Origin of the sequence: Mameliella sp. MMSF_3455 (genome assembly GCF_030733205.1) — a bacterium.
In the GTDB taxonomy this organism is placed as follows: domain Bacteria; phylum Pseudomonadota; class Alphaproteobacteria; order Rhodobacterales; family Rhodobacteraceae; genus Antarctobacter.
In genome coordinates, this window is the sequence record NZ_JASHJL010000011.1 from 61,448 (window position 1) to 87,447 (window position 26,000).

General features: G+C 64.3%; 22 protein-coding genes. 8 read left to right on the forward strand and 14 right to left on the reverse strand.

The annotated features are described in order from the left end of the window. Nucleotides 1–379: 379 nt before the first annotated feature. Nucleotides 380–940: an invasion associated locus B family protein gene (locus tag RBB42_RS10340; RefSeq protein ID WP_305970254.1), complete on the forward strand. Its 561-nt coding sequence runs from the start codon at nt 380–382 to the stop codon at nt 938–940. A 72-nt stretch (nt 941–1,012) separates the two neighbouring features. Here the strand turns inward: RBB42_RS10340 and RBB42_RS10345 are convergent, their stop codons facing one another. Both RBB42_RS10345 and RBB42_RS10350 read right to left on the reverse strand, forming a co-directional pair. Next, complete coding sequence (locus RBB42_RS10345) at nt 1,013–1,981, reverse strand: DUF808 domain-containing protein (protein ID WP_305970255.1); 969 nt, start codon at nt 1,979–1,981, stop codon at nt 1,013–1,015. Between the two features lie 22 nt (nt 1,982–2,003). Further along, nucleotides 2,004–2,399 (reverse strand): DoxX family protein, encoded by a 396-nt coding sequence (locus RBB42_RS10350; RefSeq protein WP_305970256.1) that lies wholly within the window; start codon nt 2,397–2,399, stop codon nt 2,004–2,006. Nucleotides 2,400–2,576: 177 nt separating this feature from the next. On the opposite strand from RBB42_RS10350, the gene gap reads away from it, so the two are divergent. After that, nucleotides 2,577–3,581: a type I glyceraldehyde-3-phosphate dehydrogenase gene (gap, locus tag RBB42_RS10355; RefSeq protein ID WP_305970257.1), complete on the forward strand. Its 1,005-nt coding sequence runs from the start codon at nt 2,577–2,579 to the stop codon at nt 3,579–3,581. A 372-nt stretch (nt 3,582–3,953) separates the two neighbouring features. Here the strand turns inward: gap and RBB42_RS10360 are convergent, their stop codons facing one another. The 12 genes from RBB42_RS10360 to purC form a co-directional block, all read right to left on the reverse strand. Continuing rightward, the gene (locus tag RBB42_RS10360) at nt 3,954–4,535 is read right to left on the reverse strand and encodes a YdeI/OmpD-associated family protein (protein WP_305970258.1); all 582 of its coding nucleotides are present in this window, start codon (nt 4,533–4,535) and stop codon (nt 3,954–3,956) included. Nucleotides 4,536–4,543: 8 nt separating this feature from the next. Continuing rightward, nucleotides 4,544–5,878, reverse strand: coding sequence for a sigma-54-dependent transcriptional regulator (locus RBB42_RS10365; RefSeq protein ID WP_305970259.1), 1,335 nt, complete (start codon nt 5,876–5,878; stop codon nt 4,544–4,546). Between the two features lie 7 nt (nt 5,879–5,885). After that, the gene (locus RBB42_RS10370; RefSeq protein ID WP_305970260.1) at nt 5,886–7,646 is read right to left on the reverse strand and encodes a sensor histidine kinase; all 1,761 of its coding nucleotides are present in this window, start codon (nt 7,644–7,646) and stop codon (nt 5,886–5,888) included. Between the two features lie 37 nt (nt 7,647–7,683). Further along, on the reverse strand, nt 7,684–8,349 hold the full coding sequence (purQ, locus tag RBB42_RS10375; protein ID WP_305970261.1) for a phosphoribosylformylglycinamidine synthase subunit PurQ: 666 nt from the start codon (nt 8,347–8,349) through the stop codon (nt 7,684–7,686). A 28-nt stretch (nt 8,350–8,377) separates the two neighbouring features. Then, nucleotides 8,378–9,415, reverse strand: coding sequence for a zinc-binding dehydrogenase (locus tag RBB42_RS10380; protein WP_305970262.1), 1,038 nt, complete (start codon nt 9,413–9,415; stop codon nt 8,378–8,380). Further along, nucleotides 9,415–9,645: a phosphoribosylformylglycinamidine synthase subunit PurS gene (gene purS / locus RBB42_RS10385; protein ID WP_305970263.1), complete on the reverse strand. Its 231-nt coding sequence runs from the start codon at nt 9,643–9,645 to the stop codon at nt 9,415–9,417. Before purS ends, RBB42_RS10380 begins: the two co-directional genes overlap by 1 nt. A 114-nt stretch (nt 9,646–9,759) precedes the next feature. Next, nucleotides 9,760–13,029 carry a right-handed parallel beta-helix repeat-containing protein gene (locus RBB42_RS10390; protein WP_305970264.1) on the reverse strand — a complete coding sequence of 1,090 codons (3,270 nt, stop codon included), beginning with the start codon at nt 13,027–13,029 and terminating at the stop codon, nt 9,760–9,762. A gap of 205 nt (nt 13,030–13,234) precedes the next feature. Beyond that, on the reverse strand, nt 13,235–15,820 hold the full coding sequence (locus RBB42_RS10395; protein ID WP_305970265.1) for a trypsin-like peptidase domain-containing protein: 2,586 nt from the start codon (nt 15,818–15,820) through the stop codon (nt 13,235–13,237). Nucleotides 15,821–15,897: 77 nt separating this feature from the next. Next, on the reverse strand, nt 15,898–18,117 hold the full coding sequence (locus RBB42_RS10400) for a trypsin-like serine peptidase (RefSeq protein ID WP_305970266.1): 2,220 nt from the start codon (nt 18,115–18,117) through the stop codon (nt 15,898–15,900). Between the two features lie 90 nt (nt 18,118–18,207). Beyond that, nucleotides 18,208–19,071, reverse strand: coding sequence for a trypsin-like serine peptidase (locus RBB42_RS10405; RefSeq protein ID WP_306043678.1), 864 nt, complete (start codon nt 19,069–19,071; stop codon nt 18,208–18,210). Nucleotides 19,072–19,136: 65 nt separating this feature from the next. Continuing rightward, nucleotides 19,137–19,472 (reverse strand): hypothetical protein, encoded by a 336-nt coding sequence (locus RBB42_RS10410; protein ID WP_305970268.1) that lies wholly within the window; start codon nt 19,470–19,472, stop codon nt 19,137–19,139. Next, complete coding sequence (gene purC, locus RBB42_RS10415; protein WP_305970269.1) at nt 19,472–20,233, reverse strand: phosphoribosylaminoimidazolesuccinocarboxamide synthase; 762 nt, start codon at nt 20,231–20,233, stop codon at nt 19,472–19,474. The genes RBB42_RS10410 and purC overlap by 1 nt, the downstream gene beginning before the upstream one ends. Before the next feature lie 181 nt (nt 20,234–20,414). Here purC and RBB42_RS10420 point away from each other — a divergent pair, with 181 nt between their 5' ends. The 6 genes from RBB42_RS10420 (at nt 20,415) to RBB42_RS10445 (ending at nt 25,785) form a co-directional block, all read left to right on the forward strand. Then, entirely contained in the window at nt 20,415–20,729 is a 315-nt protein-coding gene (locus RBB42_RS10420; protein WP_305970270.1) for a DUF1476 domain-containing protein, read from the forward strand. Between the two features lie 80 nt (nt 20,730–20,809). Continuing rightward, on the forward strand, nt 20,810–21,532 hold the full coding sequence (locus tag RBB42_RS10425) for a hypothetical protein (protein ID WP_305970271.1): 723 nt from the start codon (nt 20,810–20,812) through the stop codon (nt 21,530–21,532). A 107-nt stretch (nt 21,533–21,639) separates the two neighbouring features. After that, nucleotides 21,640–22,503 carry a DMT family transporter gene (locus RBB42_RS10430; protein ID WP_305970272.1) on the forward strand — a complete coding sequence of 288 codons (864 nt, stop codon included), beginning with the start codon at nt 21,640–21,642 and terminating at the stop codon, nt 22,501–22,503. 166 nt (nt 22,504–22,669) lie between these two features. Further along, nucleotides 22,670–23,839: an OmpP1/FadL family transporter gene (locus RBB42_RS10435; RefSeq protein WP_305970273.1), complete on the forward strand. Its 1,170-nt coding sequence runs from the start codon at nt 22,670–22,672 to the stop codon at nt 23,837–23,839. 121 nt (nt 23,840–23,960) lie between these two features. Beyond that, nucleotides 23,961–24,866 carry a DMT family transporter gene (locus RBB42_RS10440; protein WP_305970274.1) on the forward strand — a complete coding sequence of 302 codons (906 nt, stop codon included), beginning with the start codon at nt 23,961–23,963 and terminating at the stop codon, nt 24,864–24,866. Nucleotides 24,867–24,924: 58 nt separating this feature from the next. Then, nucleotides 24,925–25,785, forward strand: a complete 861-nt coding sequence (locus RBB42_RS10445) for an ATPase (RefSeq protein ID WP_305970330.1) — start codon at nt 24,925–24,927, stop codon at nt 25,783–25,785. Nucleotides 25,786–26,000 lie beyond the last annotated feature (215 nt).

Here is a 26,000-nt window from a genome sequence, read left to right on the forward strand (position 1 = left end):
CTGTCAGACTGGCCGCGCCCTAGGGCGCGGCTTTTTTGTTCCGGCAGAATTGCACCTACTGACGTGAAAAGAAGGTGGAAATCCCTGTTGACCAAGCGCAAGTCTTCTCGTAGCGTCACGACCAATGACAAAGTCGGCCGGTCCGACAGGGAGTGAAATGGAAAGGGGCCCTCGGGCCCCTTTCCTTTTGATCGCAGACGCCCGTCCCCGGGGATACCGGCGCCGAGGCTCTGACAGATGTCCGCGGCATGTCGCGCATTGCCGCTGCGGCACGGCGGAATTCTTCCCTGACAGTCCGTCCGACGCGTGCTAATCGACAGGTCAGGCAAATGACCGGATTTTAGAGGACATCATGAAGAAACCGCTTATCCTACTGTCGTTGATCGCCTCGTTGGGCGCAGGCACGGGCTATGCCCAATCCGCCGACGGCGGCGATCCGGCGGCCCAACCGGCCGATCCGGGAATCGAACTCGGGCAGCCTGTTCGCAACGAACCCTATATCAAAGAGGTCTACGACGACTGGACGCTTGAATGCATCAAGGATCAAGCTGACAACGAAGCCTGCACGATGGTTCAGCTCCTGAAAGATCCCCAGAACAACCAGGACATCGCACAGGTCGAAGTCAAAAGGGTCGAGAACGCTGGTCAGATCGCGGCGCTTGTGACCGTCATCGTTCCCCTTGAAAGCTCACTGAAACATGGCCTCAAGGTGTCCATCGACGGGCGCGAAGGCAAGCAATACCCCTATGACGTCTGCTCGCGTATCGGCTGCATGTCGAGATATGGACTCGTCGCTGAGGACGTCGAGGCCTACAAGGCCGGGAATGTCGCGACGATCACCATTGTGCCGTTTCTTGCGATGAACCAGCCGATTCCTCTTTCCCTCTCGCTCAAGGGCTTTACCGCCGCCTTGGCGGAGGTCAGCGTCGTCAGGCCCTGAGGCTCTGACCGAATTTGGTCGGCGCTCCGGAAACCGGGGCGCCGTTTTCGTTTCCGGTCCACTGCCGGGCGCTCAATGCGCCTTGGCGTCACCCTCTCCGAAGAAACGCGCCCAGACCGGCGCGACCAGCTTGGTCCCGATGGGGATAAGGACCAGCCCGGCCAGGAACCCGATCACAAAGTCGATCCCCGCCGTCACGCCCCATTCCAGCAGCGCATCTCCATTGCCGATGGAATGCGCGATGTCATGCACCGCCTGGTACGGCACGCCCCATCCCATTTCCTTCAGCGAATTTGTGAGGATGTGCCCCCCGACCCAAAGCATTGCTGCCGTCCCGATGATCGCCAGCGCCTTCAGCAACCAGGGCATGAACTTGACGATGGCGCGACCAAAACCGCGTGTCGCGCCTAGGCGACCGCGTTGGCTCAACCACAGGCCCACGTCGTCCATTTTCACGATGATGGCCACGGCGCCGTAGACGGCAAAGGTGATCAGCACCGCAACTACGGCCAGCGTCGCGGCCTGCATGGCGAAATTCGGCGCCTCAATGGCCGAGAGCGAGATCACCATGATCTCTGCCGAAAGGATGAAATCCGTCTTGATCGCGCCCTTCACCTTGGCCTCTTCAAGGTGCGTGGGATCGCCGACGTCATGGCTGCCGTCCGGTCCGCCGGAATGATCGTCATGGGGCATCATCACATGGACGATCTTCTCTGCCCCCTCGAAACACAGGTAGCACCCGCCCAGGATCAGCAAGGGCCAGACCAGCCAGGGCGCAAAAGCCGCCATCAACAGGGCCGCCGGCATCAGGAAAACCAGCTTGTTGATCAGGGACCCCCGCGCGATCCGCCAGATGATCGGCAATTCGCGGGCCGGTTCAAAACCCTGCACGTATTTCGGTGTCACCGCTGCGTCGTCGATGATGACGCCCGCGGTCTTGGACCCGGCTTTCATTGCCGCCGCGCCAATATCGTCGACCGAGGCCGCCGCCACCTTGGCGATCGCAGAAACGTCATCGAGAAGTGCCAGAAGTCCGCTCATACCGCGCCCCCACTCAACCTGTTCAACGCGAACCTACCCCTTGGGACGCAAACCGCAAGCGCCACGCCCCGCCGCCCTGCCCGGCCAGCACCAGGCAGCCACCGGCGATGGCCCAGTTCTTGACGAAGATGCTCATTTGCCAGGGATCGTCCGGCACCAAGTGAAAGAAGGACGTCCCCATGCAATACAGCGCCAGCGACAGGGCCACCGGACGCAGCGCGATTCCCAGGATCAGCGCCACCGCCGCCCCGAGGTTGTAGGCCATCGCTAGCCAGACCAACCCGAATGGCAGCCCCCAACCTTCCAGCATCTCTCCGGCCGAGGTCGAATCGATGGCCTTCTGCACCGCCCCGGCAAGGAAAAGCGCCGCGATAAGGATGCGCCCGGCAAGGCTGACAAGGTTGTTCCATCTCTGCATGGCGAAGATCCCCTGTGGTTCCCACCACGTTACCGCAAACGCGATCGGAGGGTTAGCGCCACCACGCGAATCCTTGTCACGTTTACCGCTAACATATTGTTCCACAATGGTTATTGGACTTTGCAGAGGCAGAAGGCGTCCTTATACGGAAGCCGACAGAATTTTCAGGAGGCGAGCATGACCGTCACGATCGGGATCAACGGATTTGGCCGCATCGGCCGCTGCACTCTGGCGCATATCGCGGAATCCGCACGCAACGATGTCCAGGTCGTCAGGATCAACGCGCCCGGTCCGATCGAGACCCATGCTCACCTGTTGCGCTACGACAGCATCCACGGTCGCTTTCCCGGCGATGTCACGGTCAAGGACCAGGCGCTGGATCTGGGCCGTGGCCCCATCGACGTGATGTCCTCCTACGAGATGGGTGACCTCGACTGGAGCGGCTGCGACGTGGTCCTAGAATGCACCGGTAAGTTCAACGACGGCGAAAAGGCCAGCGCCCACATGAACCGGGGCGCAAAGTCGGTGCTGATCTCGGCGCCCGCCAAGAACGTGCAGCGCACCGTGGTCTACGGCGTGAATCACCGTGACCTGGTCAAGGGCGAGACCATGATCTCGAACGGGTCCTGCACGACCAACTGCCTCGCGCCGCTGGCCAAGGTGCTGGACGAGGGCATCGGCATCGAAAGCGGCATCATGACCACGATCCACAGCTACACCGGCGACCAGCCGACGCTGGATCGGCGCCATGCCGATCTCTACCGCGCGCGCGCCGCAGCGTTGGCGATGATCCCGACCTCGACCGGCGCCGCCAAGGCCCTGGGCGAGGTGCTGCCGAATCTCCAGGGCAAGCTCGACGGCTCTGCCGTCCGGGTGCCCACACCGAATGTCTCTGCCGTGGACCTGACCTTCTATGCCTCGCGCGACGTGACCGTCGACGACGTCAACGAAGTGGTGGCAGAGGCCGCGGCGGGCCGCATGGGCGCCGTGCTCTCCTACGATCCGGAACAGAAGGTCTCGATCGACTTCAACCACACCACGCATTCGTCGATCTTTGCCCCCGACCAGACCAAGGTCGTCGGCAAGCGCATGGTGCGCGTGCTGGCATGGTATGACAACGAATGGGGCTTTTCCGCCCGCATGGCCGATGTTGCCGCCGCGATGGGCCGCCTGCTGCACTGATCGGAACATCAGAACCCTGCTCTCGCCGCGTCCCTTTGTCAGGGTCGCGGTGATGTTGCTTCTCCAGGTAGACGATGGATTGGCTAAAGAAGCTCTTGGGGATCCGCAGTCACGATGACGGACCGCCCCCGCGAGACCTCGAGACCCTCCGACGGGAATTTGACAGTTTTCTGCGCGCCCGCCTGGACAGTTTGGTCCCAAAGCCGACCCCGATCTTTGATGGGTTCGAGCCGGCCACTCTGCCTGTCGAGATGACCCACCTGCATATAGAAATGTTCGACGATGTCGGCTATGAGTTGCGCCTGATCGGCTTTGGCGCCTACGGGACCGAGTTCTTCGAAACCGCCCCCAAAGACCGATCCCCACAGCCCGCTAGCGGTCATGCATTCCTTTGCCCGCCAGGATCCGCGGCGCATGCCTGTCGATGCGGGCGCTGCGCGTGGCCGATTGTTTTGCCTCCGAAAAATGCAGCAGGTAGCCGCGCCTGCGTCCTGGCGTCAGCGCCTCGAATGCCGCGCGCAGGGCCTCATCCTCTTCCAGCCGTGCCGTCAGTTCCTCTGGGTAGTCCAGATCGTCCTTGGCGAAATCGACCTTTGCGCCGCTCTTCTCAACCGCGATGGCCCGCGCGACATAGTCGCGGACCTGCCCCGCCCGGGCAGCGACCTCCTCTGATGTCTGGAACCGAAGATATTTCGACGCACGCGAGCGCGGACCGGTCAGGATCAAGGCGCCTTCCGGGTCGTCGATCAGGGCACCCTTGAAAAAGGCCAGCCGGCAGCCGTCAGAAAACCCACCCAAGATCGCCACGTTGGATCCCCCAAAGGTGTAGCAGGCAGCCCCCCATTTCAGCGTCTCGCCCAGCTCGGTCCCCGCGAGTACCGCGCGCAAAGCGGACAGAACCCCGCCCCAGGTCTCGTCGGCAAAAAAACTGTCGAGATCGGGGGCGCGGTCCATCACGGGCCTCAGAGATAGTCGGCGCGGGCCAGTCCGTACTTGGCCATCTTCTCGTTCAGCGTCCGGCGCGGCAGGCATAACTCGTCCATCACCGCCGAGATCGAGCCCTTGTGTCGCCGCATGGTGTTGTCGATCAGCATGCGTTCGAATGCCTCGACGTATTCCTTGAGCGGTTTGCCCTCCGTCGTCATGACCGGCTGCATGTCGTCATGGTCGCTCATCAGGAGAGAGGCGATGGTCCCCTGCCCGCGCCGCGATTGCAGCACCGCACGTTCGGCAAGGTTGATCAGCTGTCGCACGTTGCCCGGCCAGGGCGCCTGCAAGAGCTGCGCGGCCTCCTGTGCGCTGACCTTGGGGGCATCGCAGCCGTATTCCTCGGCAAAGCTTTCCGACAGCCGGGTAAAGAGCGTCAGGATATCCTCACCGCGCGACCGCAGCGGCGGAACGACGATCTTGAGAGCGGCCAGCCTGTAGTAGAGATCCGGACGCAGCGCCTGCTCGCAGGTGCGGCCCTCTTCCTGCAGGTTGGAAATGGCAACGATGCGTGTTTCGGGCGGCGTGCCCTCGTCGTTGATCGCGTTCAGCAGGCGAGCCTGCGCCGCATCCGATAGGACCTCGATATCTTCCAGAACCAGCGTGCCGCCGCGCGCCTCCTCCATGGCCGGCAGGCGCGTGTCCTCAGGCTGCATCGGGCCGAACAGGCGCCGGGTCAGCGCATCCTCGTCCATTGCCGCGCAGCGCACGAGGGTAAATTTCTTGCCCGCCCGCGCGCCGACCGCGTGCAGCGCATGGGCCACCAGTGTCTTGCCGGTGCCGGTCTCGCCCTCGATCAATACGTGCCCGTCCGCCTGGCCAAGGTCCAGAATGTCTTCGCGCAGGCGTTCCATCGCGGGGCTGGCGCCGATCAACTTGGACATGATCTGACTGCCATCCGCCAGTTCCCGGCGCAGCGCGCGCGTATCAAGCGTCAAGCGTCGCGCGTTGGTGGCCTTTTTTGCCAGTTCCGACATGCGATCCGGGTTGAACGGCTTTTCAAGGAAATCGAAGGCCCCGATGCGCATCGCCTCCACCGCCATCGGCACGTCGCCGTGCCCGGTGATCATGATGACCGGCAGCGCGCTGTCCGTGCCCATCAGCTTCTTGAGGAACTGGATCCCGTCCATGCCCGGCATCTTGATGTCCGAGATGACGATGCCCGGGAAATCCGCATTGAGCCGCCCCAGCGCTTCTTCGGCACTGGAAAAGGTTTCGGTGTCGTAACCGGACAAGGCCAGCCATTGGCTGATCGACTGGCGCATGTCCTGTTCGTCATCCACGATGGCGATTTTCATTGCGTTGGCCATTGGCAGTTTACTCCGCTGCTTCTGTGGATTCGTTCAAGACGGGCAGTTGCATCTCGAAGACGGCACCGCCGCCCTCTCCGTTGCGGGCGGTCAGGCGCCCCCCCAGTTCGGACACGATGCCCGAGGAGATCGCGAGGCCAAGACCCACGCCATCGCCCGGCTGCTTGGTTGTGTAAAAGGGCTCGAAGAGCGCATCGAGGTTTTCGATCCCGGTTCCGTTGTCGCGTACGGTCAGTGTCGCGGTTTCGCCCGCGGCCAGGATGATGTCCACCTGCGGGTCATCGACCGACTTGGTGGCGTCAAGCGCGTTCCGCAAGAGGTTGACCAGAACCTGCTCGATCCGCATCCGGTCCCCCATGACGCGCACGGGCGTCTCTGGCAGGATCTTGGTGATCTTCACGCGGCGCGATTTCAGTTGCGGTTCCATCATCGCCAGCGACGAGGCCAGCGCCTCTCCCATGTCCACCGGGCTGAGTTGTTCCTGGCCCTTGCGGGCAAAGCTCTTCAGCTGGCGGGTGATCGCGCCCATGCGTTCGATCAGGTCGTCGATGCGGTGAAAGGCGCTGAGCGCCTCGTCGGGGCGGTTGCGGCGCAGCAGAAGGCGCGCGCCGGCCAGATAGGTCTTCATCGCGGCCAGAGGCTGGTTCAACTCGTGGCTGACGGCGGCGGACATCTCCCCAAGGGCGGCCAGTTTCGACGACTGCGCCAGCGACTGTTCCGCAACGGCCAGGTTCTTCTGCACCCGCTCACGTTCCGCGATTTCGCGTTGCAGACGGGCATTCAGCGCGCGCAGTTCCGTGGCGTCCCGCTGGAACAGCGCCATCCGGATCGCCGTCTTGCGCGAGAGCGCGTAGAAGACCAGCGCCGCCAATAGCGCAAACCCCATGATCTCCAACGCCAGAACCGCGTTCACCCGCTCGCGCACGCTGGCATAGGTGGTGAAGGTGACCAGCGTCCAGCCGCGAAAGGGAATACGCCCGTCTATCCGCATGACGGCCTCGCCGCGCAGGTAAGCGTCGGCCTGTTGCGCGGTCCAATCGGCGGTGGCGCGGATGGCGCGTTCGATCGCACCTTCGGCGGGCTGGCGCTGCAAGGCGTCCGTGGGTGTCAGCCCGCGCCAGCGGGGTTCCGTCGCCAGGATGATCGTGCCCTCGGAATTCGTCACCATGACCGCATCGGTGATCCCCGCCCAGGCCCGTTCGAACTTGGCCAGGTCGACCTCGACCATGATGACGCCGACCGTATCGCCGCCACTTTCCATGCGCCGGGCATAGGTAAAGCTGAAGTTGCCCGTCTCTAGCGGGAGAGCGGTAAAGACGGTGGTGTTCGACCGCAGCGCGTCGACGAAATAGGCCGCTTCGCGGTGCGACTGACCCAGCCGGTTGCGGTCGGTTGCGGCCACGGTACGTCCGTCCCGGTCCAGCAGCATCAGCGAGGCGGCGCCGATCTCGTCCACGAAGGAAATCAGGCGCTGAGAGCTCTGGCTGTAGTCCTGCGCGTTCAGCGCGGCGATCAGGGCCGGGTCGCGGGCCAGCAGTTGCGGCACGATGGCATTGCGGCGCAACTCAGAGATCAGGTTGCCGGAATAAAGCGCCAGGCGCAGTTCGGCCCGGTTGCGCACGGTCTCGGTGAAACGGTCGGTCAGCAGCCAGTTGGTGACCCAGACGGTGCCGACGGCGGCCAGCAGCAGCAGGACAAGCGCGATGCGCGCACGGCCCGAGAACGGGCCGGCGCGACGCAGTCCAGTTCTGGTGCCATCCGATGCCATGGCGCCCAGAATAGGCTGCGCGGGCCGCACCCTCAAGTCAGGCGGCGGTCAGGGCCCCTGCCAGATGGGCGAAAAGGCGCGCACCATCCTCGTTGCCGTGCGCCGCTTCGCTTGCGCGTTCGGGGTGCGGCATCATGCCCAGCACGCGCCGGTTGGCCGACAGCACCCCCGCGATGTCGCGCGCCGATCCGTTCGGATTGTCCGTATAGCGGAAGGCCACCCTGTCGTCTGCTTCCAGCATGTCCAGCGTTGCCTCGTCGGCGAAATAGTTGCCGTCATGGTGCGCGATAGGCAGCGCGATCTCGGTATCGCGGCCATAGCCCTCGGTGAACACGCTGGCGCCCTCGGCGCGCAGACCCACGGTGCGGCAGATGTATTTCAATCCCGCGTTCCGCAGCAGCGCCCCGGGCAGCAGCCCGGTTTCGGTCAGCACCTGGAAGCCGTTGCAGATCCCCAGGGCATAGCCGCCGCGTTCGACATGCGCCTTGACCGCGTTCACGATGGGCGCGTTGGCCGCGATGGCGCCGCAGCGCAGGTAGTCGCCAAAGGAGAACCCGCCGGGAATACCGACCAGGTCGATACCTGTGGGCAGGTCCGTGTCCTTGTGCCAGACCATCTGCACCTGCAGGCCGGCCTGCTCGAAGGCAACGGCAAGATCACGGTCGCAGTTGGACCCGGGAAAGACGATGACGGCAGCTTTCATCAGCACGCTCCTTGTCAGGCGGTGAGTGTCAGGCGGTGAAATCGGTGACAACGGCCACGCCCGGCGGCGTCGGCCCGTTGAAGGCGGCAAGTTCGTCCGAGACCTGACCAAGGCCGATCTCGCGCCCGATCATCGGCGCCATGTCGACGGCTCCGGACTGGATCAGGCTGAACAGTTGTTCGTAACGCCAGGGCGGCATTCCACGCGACCCGTAGACGGCAAGGTTCTTCATGAAGATGCCGTTCATGTCGATCTCCATCCTGGCCGTATGGCCGATGGGCATCCCGACCTGGACGTGGCGCCCCAGCGGGCGCAGGCACTTGATCGAGGCATTGGCCGTGGCCGCGATGCCCACCGCCTCGATCGAGACATGGGCGCCGCCGCCGGTCAGGTCCTTGATGGCGCGGTGCGCCTTGCCGTCGGAGGCATCGACCACCGCGTCGGCGCCATGTGCCAGCGCGTGGTCCAGCTTTTCACGCACCACGTCCACGGCAATGACCCGCGCGCCCATCGCCTTGCCGATCAGAAGCGCCGCGAGACCGATCCCGCCGGTTCCATGCACAGCCAGCCATTCGCCCGGCTGCAGCGCCGCGCGGTCGGTCAGCGCGTGCCACGATGTCATCACCCGGCAACCCAGTCCGGCTGCGGTGGTCGGCGTCATGAACTCGGGCAGGCGCGACAGGTTGAAGTCGCGCGGCACGGCGACGTATTCGGCAAAGGCCCCGTCCGAGCCGATGCCCGGATAGACCATGTCGTTGCAGGTGTGCTGGGCCCCTGCCCGGCAGTCGTTGCAGGTGCCGCACCCCAGCAGGAAGGGCGCGACCAACACGTCGCCGACAGCGAATTGCGCGCGCGGGCCGGCCTCGACCACCTCGCCGCAGAATTCATGCCCGCCGATAGCGCCCGGTTTCACCCGGGGGTGTTCGCCCATCCAGCCATGCCAGTCCGAGCGGCACACACCGCAGGCCAGAACCTTGAGCACGACGCCGTCCTCGGGACAGGCCGGATCGGGACGGGTCTCGATGGTCAGCGGCGCCTGGTACTCGCTCAGGACGGCCGCGTGCATCACAGGACCTCGATGCGGTAGCTCTCGATTACCGTATTGGCGAGCAGCTTTTCACACATCTCGGCCACGGTCTCCTCGGAGGTGCCATCGGCGAGGTCCATCTCGATCACCTTGCCCTGGCGCACCGATCCGACCCCGTCAAAGCCCAGGGCGCCAAGCGCATGGCGCACCGCCTCGCCCTGCGGATCCAGAACCCCGTCCTTGAGCATCACATGCACGCGCACTTTCATGATCATCCCCTTGCTTGTCTTGTTGGGCAGGAACCGCATCACGCGCTGGAATGCAAGAGCAAAGAAAAACGCCGCCCCCGAAGGGGCGGCGCCGTGACAGTCCGTCAGGACCGCTTATTCCTTGTTGCCGCGGCGGATGACGTTGCCGGCGTCCGCCTCGATCCGGAAGGTGCCGGCGGTGTTGCCGGTCAGATCGTTGTTCTCGTAGGTGCCGCCACCGCCTTCGCGGACGCGGATCGCCTCGTAGACATTGCCAAAGATCTTGTTGCCACGCACCAGCGGGGTGGACTTGCCCTTGACGGACACGCCGTAGAAGCCGTTGCGGAAGATCTCGTTGTTCTCGATCACGCCGCGACCGCCGTCATGGACGTAGATCGCGGACTGCTGACCATCACGCAGGATGTTGTCAAAGATCGAGGGGTTGGCATTGGTCTTGATCTCGATCCCGGCATAGGCGTTGCCGTAGATCTCGTTCTTGGTGATCCGGGCGATGGTGCCTTCCGACGCCATGATGCCGCCCTGCTGACCGTCACGGATGGTGTTGCCCGTGATCAGCGGATCGTCCGCGGCCTTCACCTCGATGCCCGACAGCGAGTTGTTGAAGATCGTGTTGCCTTCGAACCGGCCCTTGCCACCTTCGTTGATGAAGATGCCCGAACCGCCGCCATCACGGAAGGTGTTGCCCTTGACGACCGGATCGGCGCCTTCCTTCAGCTCCAGGCCTGCCAGCGAGTTGCCGAAGATCGTGTTGCCTTCGATCGTCGCCTTGCCGGCCTCGAACATGAAGATACCGCCCTGTGCACCGTCGCGGATGGTGTTGCGACGCACGGTGGCATCCTTGTTGTCACGGATCGCCAGAACCGCCAGCCCCTTCGAGGTCATGTCGTTGTCCTCGATGATGACGGACCCCGCCGCAACGTGGAAGTTGAAGAACTTGCCGCCGTCCTGGTGGATCGAGAGGCGTGCCACGCGGCCCGACTCTGCGGTCCAGCGGATCGCGTTGTCATCGGCCACCCGCAGGACGATGTCCTTGACCGGGCCGACCCCGACGATTTCCAGCGGCTTCGACACGTCGATGCCCTGGGTGTAGACGCCGGGATAGACTTCGATGCGGGCGTTCGGCTCTGCCGCGCGGACAGCATCCGCCAGGCTGGAGTAGTCACCGCCCCCCGAGGCCTTGACCGTCACGACATTGGTGCTGACCGGGTCCGGGGTCCGGGTAACCTGGCCCGGGCCCTCGATGTTGCCGATCCGGATGACCTTGCCGGCATCGGGTTCGATACGGAAGGTCCCGGCGGTGTTGCCCGACAGGTCGTTGCGCTCGTAGGTGCCGCCGCCGCCTTCGCGGATGCGGATCGCTTCGTAGATGTTGCCGAAGATCTTGTTGTCACGGACCGTCGGGTTGGAGTCACCCTTGACCGAGACACCGTAGAAACCGTTGCGGAAGATCTCGTTGTTCTCGATCACTCCGCGGCCACCGTCGTGGATGTAGATCCCCGACTGCTGACCGTCACGCAACTTGTTGTTGTAGATCTGCGGGTTGGCATCGGTCTTGATCTCGATCCCGGCGTAGGCGTTGCCGTAGATCTCGTTGCCCGTGATCCGTGCCACGGCGCCTTCCGACGCCATGATGCCGCCCTGTTGACCGTCACGGATGGTGTTGCCCGAGATCATCGGATTGTCCGCGGCCTTCACCTCGATGCCCGACAGCGAGTTGTTGAAGATCGTGTTGCCTTCGAACCGGCCCTTGCCACCTTCGTTGATGAAGATGCCCGAGCCGCCACCGTCACGGAAGGTGTTGCCCTTGACGACCGGATCGGCGCCTTCCTTCAGTTCCAGGCCTGCCAGCGAGTTGCCGAAGATCGTGTTGCCTTCGATCGTCGCCCTGCCGGCCTCGAACATGAAGATACCGCCCTGAGCACCGTCGCGGATGGTGTTGTTCCGGACAGTCGCACCATCATTGGCACGGATCGCCAGAACCGCCAGGCCCTTCGAGGTCATGTCGTTGTTCTCGATGATGACGGAACCCGCCGCGACGTGGAAGTTGAAGAACTTGCCGCCGTCCTGGTGGATCGAGAGGTTCGAGACCAGACCGGATTCCGCGGTCCAGCGGATCGCATTGTCGTCGGCGACCTTCAGGACGATGTCTCGCTTGTTGCCGACACCGACGATTTCCAGCGGCTTCGAAACGTCGATGCCACGGGTGTAGGTGCCCGGGTAGACCTCGATGCGGGTGCCGGGCTCTGCCGCGGCCACGGCTGCGGACAGGTCGGAATAGTCACCACCCGAGGGACGGACCGTCAGAACCGGGCCACCGTGTTCGGTGGGTTTCTTGGTATTGTCGACCGTCCGATCGGGGATCGAACATTCACGTTCGATGATGCGCTGAGCCATCGGCGCAAAGGTGTGGTCGCCACATTGCGCGGCGTAGACTTCATAGCCGGCACAGCCCAGGATCTTGGCCTCGGCCCACATGGCCGAACATGCCTGCGCGCGACCCCGGTTCGGGTCGACGACGGGATCCGGATCAGGGCCGGGACCGGGATCGACGGCAATGCCCGCGGTCGCCTTGAGCACGCGGCTCTGCGGCAGGATGCGGGTCATCGGGATCGCCATGTTGAAGCCGGTGCGGCTGTCGCCCGCGTGGTGCAGGCCGATCACGGCATGGTCGCTCAGGCGGATCACCGGCGAGCCGGAGTTGCCGCCCAACGTGTCACAGCTGTGCATCAGCTTGCCCTCGGCCGAGATCGCCGGGATCGCGGCGGCACAGCCTTCGCGGCTGATGTGCTGGGCCTGACCCTGCGGGTGACCGATGATCCAGAGGAATTCGCTGTCCTGCGGGTCGGCCTCGGCCAGCTTCAGCTTGCCGTATTTGGTCGACGGGTTCCCGAAGACGCGCAGCACCGTGTAGTCCAACTCGCGGTTGGTCTCGATGATCTGCGGGCTGACGGTATAGCGATCCACCCCTTCCGAGCTGCCGGGCTTGATGAAACCGGCAACGAACTGTGCCGCCTGCACGCCGCTGTCACGGCCGGTGGGATCACCGTCCATGCCCGGAATGCAGTGGTGGTTGGTCAGGATGTGCTGATCATCGACGATGAAGGCGGTGCAAAAGCCCGTCTTGCCATTCTTGAACAGCATGTCCAGGCGGCCGATCGGCCGGCCCAGCTTGATGATTGGGCTGCTTTCACCGTACTTGATGATCGGTTCGTTCTGGTAATCGCCGAAGGCCTGCTCGAAGACAAGCCCGTCACCGCCCGCCGCCTGGCGCGGCTGGATGACGATCTTGCCAAAGTCTGCGGGATCGAATTCGGCGGGAGCCTGCTGCGCTACGGCTGGGCCGAATGCGGCCACCGCCCCGGCACAAAGTGCGAGTGCTGACATGAGTTGACGCATGATAATGTCCCCGTTGGAAAGAATACTCTTTGAAACTACTTTGAGCGCCGCCTTGCCGCCAAGTAAAGAATTCCTTGCCTGACGTCGCGCCAGCGCCCGTTGTGCGGTGGATTCGGGCAACGATCACTGTGTTTCAAAAGACGAAACAGCGACGCAACGCGCCGCTGTTGCCGCCCCGTTCACGCCTGCGTGATCACCCGCGCCCGGAAGCCTGCTGAAGCCGCTCCAGCGCGCCGCGCGTGGTCGGGCCAAAGGCACCGTCCACCTGCCCTGCCCCAAGGTAGCCGCGCCGCACAAGCTCTCTCTGGATCTCGCGCGTGGTGGCATTGGGCAGCTTGTGCAGTTGGGTGATCGGATGGGCATAGCCATCGGCGATGGACTCGACCAGGTAGCGCGCCGCCTGAACGTGATCGGCACGCACCGCACGGCCGAGGCTGTAGTAGACCCCGAGCGAGAACTTGCCCTGTGGCAGTCCGGCCGACGCGGTCTCGCGGTAGATGGCCAGCGCCCGGTCATAATCCTTCCGCACACCAAGACCGCTGTTATAGGCCACCCCCAGCGAATAGCGCGCGGGCATGAAACCGGACATGCGCGGGTTCCGCAGGATCGGCAGAGCCTCGTCATAGCGTTTCTTGGTGATCATGGCGCGGGCATAGCCATAATGTACCGCCGGGTCGTCGCTGACCTTGCGCGCCGCGCTGCAAGCCAGTTCCGCCGCATCGGCATCGAAATCCGCGCGCGACACGCCGGTAATCCCCTCGACCGCGAACACGGGCATCGAAACCTCGAGACAGCGGATGACGATGGGCGGGCGCGCGGCGGTCTCTTCGGCCTCCAGCCGCAGCGCGGCAACACGGACCTCGGTCTTGGCATATTGTTCGCGGGCGTCCGCGAGATGCGCCTCGACCACCGAAAGCCAGTCATCCGCAAGCGCAGCCGTGCTTTCGACACGCTCCAGCGCCTGGCGGACCTCTGTTTCGGTTCCGGCCTTTCGGATGGTCTTCAGCCCGCTTCCGATGGCACGGCCAAAACGCTCCATGCCTTCGACGCGGGATTTCACCCGCAGGGTTTCGCCAGCCAGCCCGCGCCCAAGGCTTTCCCAGACATCGGCCGCCTCGGCATCGCCGGGGCCACCGGACCGGCGGGCGGTGGCGGCCTGCGTCTTGGCACGGTCCACCAGGGCCTCGTAGACGGCCAGCAGTTCCTTGGCCTTTTCATGATCCACGCTCATCGCCAGACGGGCATCATTGGCCTTGATCAGCGCCCGGTCGATCGTGCGGCGCAACGCGGCGGAACGTTGATCCTGCACCGCGTCCTTCAGCATCGCCACGGCGCGCAGTTCTCCGTCCTTGAACAGGGTTTCGGCCTCGCTCTTGCGGGACGAGACAAAGGCAAGCCGCTCGCGGCTGGACTCTGCCAGCGTGGCGGTACGCTTCAGGGCCGACTCGATCTCCGCCTCGGTCGTGGCGCCGCGCAGCACCTCCACTTCCCGATCGAACGAGCTGAGCAGCGTCGGCATCGCCCGGGCGCGCTCCTGCGCCTCGGTGAGCGGGGTGCGCAAGCGCTGCGTGATCCGGTCCCAGAGCGCCGACACCTCGGCGCTGCCCGGGTTGACCGAGGTTTCGGCATCCCCGGCGCGGGCACGGGCGCGGTTGACCGTGCCTTCCAGGCTCAGCACCGCGCGTTGTGCGGCGCTGACCTCGCGCGAGATCTCGGCCCGCTGCACCTCGGCGCTGCGCAGGGCCTCGTCGATACGTGCTTTCAGGGCGTCGGCCTTGTCCGTGTCGACCGGGTCCGGATCGGTTTCCTCGGCCAGCTTGCAGGCCCGTTCCGCCAACCCCTGCGCCAACGGCGCAAGCGGGTGTTCCGCGCACTGGCCCAGGAAGGTCTGGTAGCCAAGGCACCCATGCTGTTCCGCCGCCGTCCAGAGAATCTCACAAGCGCCCTGCCCCTTGGGCGGCTCCGGCGGACGGACCGGGGCGGCGGCCTTGAGGATCGCGCTTTCCTTGAGGATGCGCGCCATCGGGATGGCAAAGTTGAACCCGGTGCGGTTGTCGCCGGCGTGGTGCAATGCCACCACCTGCCGGTCGGAAATCCGGAACACCGGAGAGCCCGAGTTGCCGCCCAGGGTGTCGCAGGTATGCACGACCTTGCCCTCGGTCGAGACGGGGGGATCACCGGCGGCACAGCCCTCGCGGCTGATATGCTGGGCCTGCCCCTGCGGGTGACCGATGATCCAGAGAAATTCCGACGGATCGGGATCCGCATCGGCCAGTTCGACCGTGCCGTAACGTGTCGAGGGGTCGCCGAAAACGCGCAGCACCGAGTAATCCAGCGCGGCGCTGGTCTCCAGCGGTTCCAGACCCACCTGGAACTTCTCGGCCTGGTCGGGCTTGGCGGCATCGACATAGCCCACGACGAACTGCGCCGCCTGCACACCCGTGCCGTCGATGCCGGGAATACAGTGATTGTTGGTCACCAGGTGCTGGCTGTCGACGATGAAGGCCGTGCAATAGCCGGTCTTGCCGTTCTTGTAGAGCACGTCCAGCCGCCCCACCGGGCGGCCCAGGCGGCGCGCGATGCTCTTTTCGCCATATGAGATGACCGGCTCGTTCTGATAGTCGCCAAAGGCCTGTTCCAGAACCAGCCCGGTGCCCGCGGACTGGCGCTTGGCCACGACGATCTTGCCAAAGTCGGAGGGGTCGAATTCCACCGGCTGCGCGGCCAGTGGCGCGGCGAGCATGGCGGTCAGAAAGACACTCAGGACGGAATGGCGCATTTGTGGCCTCGTCGGGAAATGGGTTGCGACAGGTTACGCCCCGTCGCCCCCTATCGCCAAGTCCGGAATCTCTGGCCCTAGTCCGGGCGGGAAATGACCTCCTTCAAGGTTCCATAACTGTTCACCCTGCGCTTACCCTTGCCCTCTCCCAATTGCCTGGTTTGGCTACTCTCACTGTTGAACCAGCCCAGACTGGGTTCAAAAAGCAAGTCATGGACCGCGACCTGCCCGTCGCTTTCGAACCTGTACTCGACTTCCCAGACCAAGCGACGGCCCGAGTTCGACTTGGGATAGACCTTGCAGCAGCGTTGCACGACGGACATGCGGTAGACCCGTTCCGGCACTGGATCCGCGTCCCAGTTCCAGGCTTCGGTCCAAGTCATGCGTTTGCCGTCGCGCATCGGGTAGAACGAACCTCTGGCCTCCTCAGTTATATCGACCTTCTGTGACCCTGACTGGTTCAAGATGTCCGCTGCCGTCAGCCCCATGCCCGGCGCGAGTTCTTCTAAAGCATAGACTGATGCGACAAACTTGAACCCGTCGCGCTGAACGTAAGCGTCACAAGTGTCGTTGTCCTCCTTGCAACGCAGGTAGGCCACATGCCCCTCTGGTGCAGGAAGAAAATGATAGGTCACATAGTAGCTTTCGGTGTCTTCCTGTTCGTCGTCGACGTAGGTTCTGCGATAGTCACGGAAACTGAACTGCAGCCCGGCCAGCGGGCCGGGATCGGGTTCGATCAGGGTGGCGGACAAGGCTTTCATCGCCGCTTCGCGTTGCTTTTTCACGTCGGTCGCCAGCGGCACCAGCCGGTCGTTCTCTGTCGTGTAGCGTTGGAGTCTCGCCAGCAAGTCCGCTGCGGACTCGCGCGCGGCAGTCTCTGTACCTTCGCGAATGATGGCAAGGTCACCGCGCACCTGCGCCAGGATCCGCTTGTCCTCCAGGTCACGCGCCCCATAAATGGCCTCGACCTCGGCATGGATATCCAGGATCCTCGCGACATGAGGCGCGACAGCCTCGCGCGCAGGCGCGGCCAGGGGATTTCCGTCCATCGCCTCGGCGAAGATTTCCGTCAGGATTTTTGCGTTGATTGCTTCGTCCCGGGCCCAACGCGTATCGTCAAGCACCTCCTCGATCTCGCGCTCCGTCTCCCGCGCCCAGTCCTCAAGAGCCTCGCGCGACAGCGCGTCCAGATCGACGACGTTCTCTGCCGGGACGACGGTTTCGGCCGACGGCAGAGAATCGGTCCGCGCGGTCTCCCCGGCGGGCAACTTCTCGGGTGCGTCGGGCGCCTTTTCCTCGGGCACGGCGGCAAGACGGCGCGCGTCCTCTGCCGCCTCCAGCTCGCAGACCCGTTCCGCGTGGCGCGACACCATCGCCGCCAGCGGATGTGCCTCGCAGGTCTCCAGGAAGGTCTCGTAGCCCGCGCAGCCATAATCCGGCGCGGCCTCCAGCATCGCCTCGCAGCGAGCATCCACCTGCGGCAGTTGCGGAACCGGCGCCGCCGCCTTGAGCACCGCGCTTTCGGCCAGGATGCGCGCCATCGGGATGGCGAAATTATAACCCGTCCGATTGTCGCCCGCGTGATGCAATGCCACGACCTTGCGATCGGTGATCCGAAAGACCGGCGAGCCTGAATTGCCGCCCAGCGTGTCACAGCTGTGCACCAGCTTGCCCTCGGGCGACACGGCGGGATCGTCGGCGGCACAGCCCTCGCGGCTGATATGCTGTGCCTGCCCCTGCGGGTGGCCAATGATCCAGAGCAGTTCCGCATCCTCGGGCGCCTCTGACGCCAGCTCTGCCCTGCCGAAGCGCGCCGAGGGATCGCCAAAGACCCGCAACACGGAATAGTCCAGCGGAACACTGGTTTCGACCGGCCTGGTCGAGACCTGGAACTTTTCCGCGCCACGCGCCTGGGCTCCGTCCACGAACCCGGCAACGAACTGCGCGGCTTCGACCCCTGCCCCTCCGGCTCCGGGAATGCAGTGGTTGTTGGTCAGGATATGTTGCGCATCGACGATAAAGGCGGTGCAGACCCCGGTCTTGCCGTTGTCATACAGCACATCCAACCGCCCCACGGGCCGGCCAAGACGTCGCGGCAGGCTGTTTTCGCCATAGGTCAGGATCGGCTCGTTCTGATAGTCGCCAAAGGCCTGTTCAAAGGCCAGCCCACCACCTCCGGCGGATTGTTTCGGTGCCAGGATGACCTTGCCGAAATCGGCCGGATCGAACTCGACCGGTTGGGCCACGACGGGCGCACCGCAGAACAGGGCAAAAACAAACGTGAAATATCGGATCATGGAGACCTGGCCTCGAATGAAGTTTCCCCCACGCTAGGACGTCACCGGACAAAGACCAAGGGCGGGTTTTGCCGACGCCGGGCCGCGGCGCTAAGGCAGGCAGTCGTCGTCCGGCCCCGGATGGCAGGTTTCGGCCTGTTTCCGCGCGATCCGCGCGATCCTCGGGCTGGCCGCGATGATCCGGTCGATGGGCACCGCGATTGCATTGCCTGCCAGCCCGTTACCCCACCGATGCAGCGCGGCCACCGCCAGTGGCCCCGAAACGTCGAACAGCGGCGCACCCGAAGCCCCCGGCAGGCTATCGCAGCCATGCCCCAGCCAGCCGTCTTCGGTCATGGCCGGGTCTGTCGCGGCACAGTCCCGGTGCGCGATCCGCATCTGGCCGGCCAATGGATGGCCGATCATCCATAACGGCTGCGCGTCCTGGACCCCGCGCGTTGCCAGCCGCGCGGTACCATAGCGCCGGGACGGGTCGCCAAGAACCTGCAAGAGCGCATAGCCCGCGTCATGGTCGATCTCGATCGGCAGGTGATGGACGGTAAAGGTCTGTGCCGCCGAAGGCTTGTCGCGATCGACAAATCCCATCACCAACGTCGCCATCACGATACCTCCCTCAGAGGGGAAGCAAAGGTCGGAGGTCAGGACAAGATCCTCATCCAGCACGACGGCGGTACAGTGGCGCACCTTGTTGCCTTGGCTGGAATAAAGCACGTCCAGCCGCCCGACGGACCGGGCGGCCATGCGCATCGGGGATGTCTCGGCAAAGATCGACAGCGGCGTATTGATGTTCCGCGTACCCGCGGCGCCAACCCGGACAGACCTTACCGGAACCGGCTGGAGAACCCGGCCAAACGCCAATGGGTCGCCATCGAACGGCTGCGCCTGCGATGCGGGCACCATCGGACCAAGGATCAAGATCGCTACGGCGAAGACACAAGCTACCGTTCTGAACATCATTGATCCGTAACACACTGACAAGAAAATGGTGTGACGTCACACCTCGGCCGTCAAGGCCCCGTTCACTCCTCCGGGCAGTTCCAGCCCTCGTACCGCCAGCGCCATTCAGCGAGAGCCTTTTCAAGCTCGGCTGTATGCGCGTCGAAATCTTCGCCCGCCACGGCGCATTCCTCGGCAAAGGCAAAGCCCCCGCCCTCTGTGCCGCAGAGCTTGAACCCCTTCATGGCCAGGAAATCCTGGACAACGGTGGCGTTGATATCCCCTGCCGGGCTGGGCGTCGTGCGATGCACCACACGCCGCGCCACGGTGCCATCGTCGCCTCGTTCCGCAAGCTCCGCCCTCAGCGCGTCGTTGCGCACCCGGTGAGGGGCCTTTCGCTTGCGGAACAGGCCGAACATCAATTGATGAGCTTGGGCTTCGCCATGTGGGTTGCGGATTTCGGCATGACCCCCAGGCGGCGGGCCACCTCAGTGTAGGCGTCCGCAAGGTTGCCCAGATCCTGCCGGAACACGTCCTTGTCCAGCTTCTGGCCGGTCTCGATGTCCCACAGACGGCAACTGTCGGGCGAGATCTCATCCGCCACGATCAGGCGCTGGTAATCGCCGTCGTAGACCCGGCCGACCTCGATCTTGAAGTCCACCAGCCGAATGCCGACGCCGTACATCAGGCCCGACAGATAGTCGTTCACCCGCAACGCCAGGGCCACGATATCGTCCATGTCCTGCTGGCTGGCCCAGCCGAACGCCGCGATATGCTCCTCTGTCACCAGCGGATCGCCCAGCTTGTCGTCCTTGTAGCAGTATTCGACGATCGGACGCGGCAGCGCCGTGCCCTCTTCGATGCCAAGACGCTTGGACATCGACCCGGCGGCAAAATTGCGCACGATGATTTCCAGCGGCACGATCTCGCAGGCACGGACAAGTTGTTCGCGCATGTTCAGCCGCTTTAGGAAATGGGTCGGGACGCCGATACCGTTCAGCCCGGTCATGAAGAACTCGGACAGCCGGTTGTTCAGCACCCCCTTGCCTTCGATCACGTCCTTCTTCTCGGCGTTGAAAGCAGTGGCGTCATCCTTGAAGTATTGCACGATGGTGCCCGGTTCGGGGCCTTCATACAGGATCTTCGCCTTGCCTTCGTAGATTTTCTTGCGCCGTGCCATCGGGGCCCTTTCCAAACGGATAGACCGCGCATGGAGAATCCGGGCGCGGTGGCGTTTTCCTTATATCAGGGGCCGGAATGCTGCAAGCCACGCGCGGCCTGCGGCGCTTCTACCTCTTGCACCGCGCGTCCCGGAGCGGCATATCCGAAGGGAAAGCCATGTTGCCGAGGGAGCCCTGCTCATGACCACCTTCGACGATCGCGAAAATGCGTTCGAGAACAAGTACGCCCACGACGAAGAGATGAAGTTCAAGGCCGAGGCGCGCGCCAACAAGCTTCTGGGCCTGTGGGCTGCCGAACTGCTGGGCAAGACCGGTCCCGACGCCGACGCCTATGCGGTCGAGGTCATCAAGGCTGACTTCGAAGAAGCCGGCCACGAGGACGTGGTGCGCAAGGTCGCGGCCGATCTGGGCGACAAGGCCACGGCAGACGAGATCCGCAACAAGCGCGCGGCCCTGCTGGTCATGGCCAAGGACCAGGTCATGAAAGAGGCCTGAAGGCGCCTCTCGTACGAGCGAAAAGCCGGCCGCCCTGGCCGGCTTTTTTTGTGCCGTTTCCCCGTCACCGGAGCCATACAGTGAAACGCCTGTTCAACCTGTTCCGCCCGCGTTTTGCCTCGCCTCATGTCATGGCCGAGGGCAACCACGAGGAAAACCTGGCCGCCCATCCGTATGTGCAGATCCGCCCGGTCGGAACCGTGGCAGAGCTTGACCTGCCGGTTTGGGTCGATATCGCCCCTGACCTGCCCAGCGAGACCACCTACGAACAGCTGCTATGGGAGGTCGAACCCTGCGGCGAATACCTCTACCATCTGTCCGGGGACTTTCCCCGCAATGAAAAGGGCCTCTTGCGACATGGATCCGCCTCGCTCAGTGCAGAGGTCCATGTCAGCTTTGAATCCGATGCCATTGATGTCGCCCGGCATGACCAAGCCCGCTATGCGGACCTGGCCCGCAGCGCGGCCTGCGACGAGTCTGACCTTTCTGCGCTGACCGTTCCCGAGGCGCAGGCCATTCTGGCGCAAGGCACCGGATTTGCCCTGCTGCGGCACGCCCCGGACTGGAGCCATGTGGAAGGGCGGGCATGGGTCGGACCGCTGGACAAGGTCCACCGTCGGGCGATTGTCCTAACGACCTGCCTGGTCTACAACGCCGCCCCACGTCCACGCATGACGATGATCCGAACGGCCTGCTCGCGCGAGGATCAGCAGGTGGGGGCCCTGACCCGCCACCACATGACCCTTGTCGATCGCTATCGCGCGATTGCCCCGCACCGGCTCAGCGGCGCGATCCGCATGTGACTTTCCGTTTCCGGCGCCGGGTCTCCGGATGCCTCGCCTGCTGTCGGCTGGACATTTCCGCGCCGCTCTGCACAGATGCGCGGCAGATACGGAACGGGACCTCCCACATGCACGACACGTTGCGCGGCTGCCTCTGGATGACAGGGGCCATCGCCTCTTTCACTGTCATGGCCATCGCAGGGCGCGCGGTCAGCCTCGATCTCGATACCTTCGAGATCATGCTCTACCGTTCGCTCATCGGCATCCTGATCGTGCTGGCCGTGGCCGGGATGGCGGGCACCCTGTCCCACATCACGACGCGGAACATGCGCACCCACCTGTTGCGCAACGTCTTTCACTTCTCCGGGCAGAACCTCTGGTTCTTCTCGATCACCGCGATCCCCCTGGCGCAGGTCTTCGCGATCGAGTTCACCTCGCCCTTCTGGGTCATGCTGCTGAGCGCGCTGATCTTGGGCGAGCGGCTGACCCCGAACCGTGTGGGTGCGGCGATCCTCGGCTTCATCGGCATTCTCATCGTCACCCGCCCCTCGCCCGAGACCGCCCATATCGGCCAGCTGACCGCCGCGCTGGCCGCCGTCGGATTTGCCGGATCGGCGGTCTTTACCCGCCTCCTGACCCGGACCGAGCGGATCACCTGCATCCTCTTCTGGTTGACCGTCATGCAGGCCGCCTTCGGCCTTGTCTGTGCAGGGATCGACGGCGACATCGCCGTGCCCGCCGCCAGCAGCCTGCCCTGGGTGGTGCTGATCGCCATTGCCGGACTGGTGGCCCACTTCTGCCTGACCACGGCGCTTTCGCTGGCGCCGGCAACGGTTGTCATGCCAATCGACTTTGCCCGGCTGCCGGTGATCGCGCTGGTCGGCATGCTGATCTACGCCGAGGCGCTGGACCCGCTGGTCCTGCTGGGCGCTCTGGTCATTTTTGGCGCCAACTACGGCAACATCTGGTTCGAAACGCGCAAGACACGCTAAACAGGACCGTTTCGCGGACAATGGCGCCCGGATCCGAGGTGTTACAATTTCGTGACGTTGCGTTGCGGACACGGGTGATGACGTATCGTCACAGATTGACCGTTTCCTTACCCCCTCAATAGCCTATCCACAGGAGACTTCCCACACTCGGGGATAGAGGGACAAAATGAAAAAACGACTTATAGGGGTGGGCGCGCTGGCGCTGGCACCGCTGGCGGCGCAGGCTGGTGGCATCGACCGTTCGGGCCAATCGATCGGCGTGATCTTCGAAGAAGGCACCTATGCCGAATTCAGCTTCGGCTCGGTTTCGCCGGACGTGTCCGGCACGCAGCTCGTCACCTTTCCCGCCTCACTGGGCGGCTCGACGGCGGGCAGCAAGTCCGGCGACATGACAAACAGCTACCTGCAATTCGGCGCCGCGCTGAAACACGACTACAACGACAAGTTGTCGGTCGCCCTGATCTTTGAACAACCCTTCGGCGCCGACGTGGAATACGACACCGGCACCGGCTACTTCGCTTCCAGCGCCAGCGCCAAGCTGCAATCCGAAGGGCTGACAGCCGTCGCGCGGTACAAGTTCAACGAGAACTTCAGCGTGCATGGCGGCGTCCGCTACCAGCGCCTCACCGCCGAAGCCTTCATTCCCTACATCACGCTGCCCGCCGGGCCGCTGGCCGGCACGCCCTATAGCGCGGATACCGACCGTGACGGCGGTTGGGGCTACCTGCTGGGGGCCGCCTACGAACGGCCCGACATCGCCCTGCGCGTCGCGCTGACCTACAACTCGGGAATCCAGCATGATCTGCCGACGGTCGAAAGCTCGGCCATCGGCCTCGCCAACAGTTCGACCACCGGGATCAAGACGCCGCAATCGGTGAACCTGGAATTCCAGACCGGCATCGCCCAGGACACGCTGCTTTTCGGTTCGGTCCGTTGGGTCGACTGGAGCGAATTCGAAATCCGTCCCACCGATTACGACGCCCTGACCGGCACGCTGGCCGGCGGCCCGGGCGTTGCGCTTGTCGCCTACGAGGATGACACGATCACCTACAACCTCGGCGTCGGTCGCCGCTTCAACGAGAACTGGACCGGCTCCGTCTCGGTCGGCTATGAGCCCGCGAACAGCAATTTCGCCTCCAACCTCGGACCCACCAACGGCAACTGGAGCATCGGACTCGGCGCTGCCTATACCCAGGGCAAATACGAGATTTCCGGCGGCGTGCGCTATGTCCGCATCGGCGACGCGGAAACCGAAGTCGGCCCCTTCTCGCCCGCGACCTCCTTTGACGACAACCATGCCATCGGCGTCGGCATGAAAATCGCGGTCAACTTCTGATCCTGCACCGCACCGAACGGTTTGACCCGGGGCTGCCAGCGGCCCCGGGTTTTTCATCTGGCGCTGTCCAATGCGCAGGTTTCGGATCGCGCGGCGGGCCGTTCGGGACTAATCCGGTGACATGACACAGACCTCGCTATCCCCCCGCGCCTGGGCCGAACTGATCCTGCTGGGCCTGATCTGGGGCGGCTCCTTTCTGGCCATCCGCACCGCGCTGGACGAGATCGGGCCGCTGACCTCCGTCCTCTTTCGCACCGGCATCGCGGCGCTCGTGCTCTGGCCGGTGATCCTCTGGCGCGGGATCGCCCTGCCGCGCGGCTGGCGGACATGGCGCGCTCTGCTGGTCATGGGCGTGCTCAACAACGTGATCCCCTTCACCCTCATGGCCTGGGGGCAGTTGCACATTCCTTCCGGCCTGACCTCGATCCTCAACGCGACGACGGCAATCTTCGGGGTGCTGGTCGCCGCGGCGGTCTTTGCAGACGAGCGGCTGACCCCGCGCAAGGCACTGGGTGTCACGCTGGGTTTTGCCGGGGTCGTGACCGCGATCGGTCCGGCGGCGCTGCTGAGCCTCGATTTGACCTCGACCGCGCAACTGGCCGTGATCGCCGGGACGTTCTCCTACGCCTGTGCGGGGGCCTGGGCGCGCATCCACCTGCGCGGGCTGGCACCGCTGGCCGCCGCCGCCGGAATGCTGACCTCCTCGACGCTGGTCATGGCACCGCTGACCCTGATGACCGAAGGGATGCCCAGCCTCGCGCTGTCCCCGGCCACCTGGATCGGCATCCTCTACTATGCGCTGATCGCCACCGCGCTGGCCTACCTGCTGTATTACCGCGTGCTGGCGATGGCGGGCGCGGGCAACCTGATGCTGGTCACGCTGCTGATCCCGCCCACGGCCATCGCGCTTGGCGCACTGGTGCGCGCCGAGGACCTGCACCCGGGCGCCTACGCGGGGCTGGCGCTGCTTGCCCTTGGCCTGTGCGTTCTGGACGGACGGCTGTTCCGGACGGCGGTCAGGGTTTGACGCGGGCGCATGGCCCGCGTAATCCATCCCAAACCGACGAAACGGGATGCGATCCACGATGCTCTACCCCACTGCCCAGGCCTGGCGCGATGCGCCCCGCAAACGCGTTGTGCTTTATGCCATGTCGGGCCTTGGCAAGACCCATGTGTCGAACCTGCTGCGCGAGGAAGGCGGCTGGTTCCACTATTCCATAGATTACCGCATCGGCACCCGCTACATGGGCGAATACATCGCCGACAATGCCAAGCGGCACGCCATGCAGGTGCCTTTCCTGCGCAAGCTGCTGCTGACGGATTCGATCTACATCGGCTCCAACATCTCCTTCGACAACCTCACGCCTGTCTCGACCTACCTCGGCAAGCCCGGCAGCCCCGAGCTTGGCGGCCTGACGATGGACACGTACCGCCTGCGCCAGTCGCAATTCGAACGCGCCGAACGCCAGGCCCTGCTGGACACCGAGTATTTCATCTGGCGGGCCGAGGATCTCTACGGCTACCCGCATTTCATCTGCGACACCGGCGGCAGCATCTGCGAATGGGTCGACCCCGCGGACCCCGAGGACGAGATCCTGACCGCGCTCAGCCAGCAGGCCCTGATGGTCTGGATCAAGGGCAGCGAGGCCCATACCGAGGAACTGATCCGCCGGTTCGACCGCGCGCCCAAGCCGATGGCCTACCAGCCAGCCTTTCTCGAGGACGCCTGGGCCCGCTACCTGGATGAATTCGACCTGACCGAACAGCAGGTCGACCCCGACACCTTCATCCGCTGGACCTATGCCCAGGCCCTGGCCCACCGCCAGCCTCTGTACGAGGCGATGGCCGAGAACTGGGGCGTGACGGTCGAGGCCACGGATATGGCGCAGGTGCGCGACCAGGCCGATTTCATCGAACTGATCGCCGCCGCCCTGCCACGGGGCTGATGCGCGGCACCTGAACCGGTCGCTGCACAAGAATTGGACGCCCCCGGCAATATCTCTGCCTGAAACGCCGGGGAATGTTGCTCGGCATGATCCCGACACATAGTGTCGGGCGCATATGCGAACATCCTGGTTCACATTCGGAAAGACCGGCGGACAAACCGGGGCCCGGCCCCATCGGCGCGCCGGTGCCCGCGGAGGCGGACCGGCAATCCGGG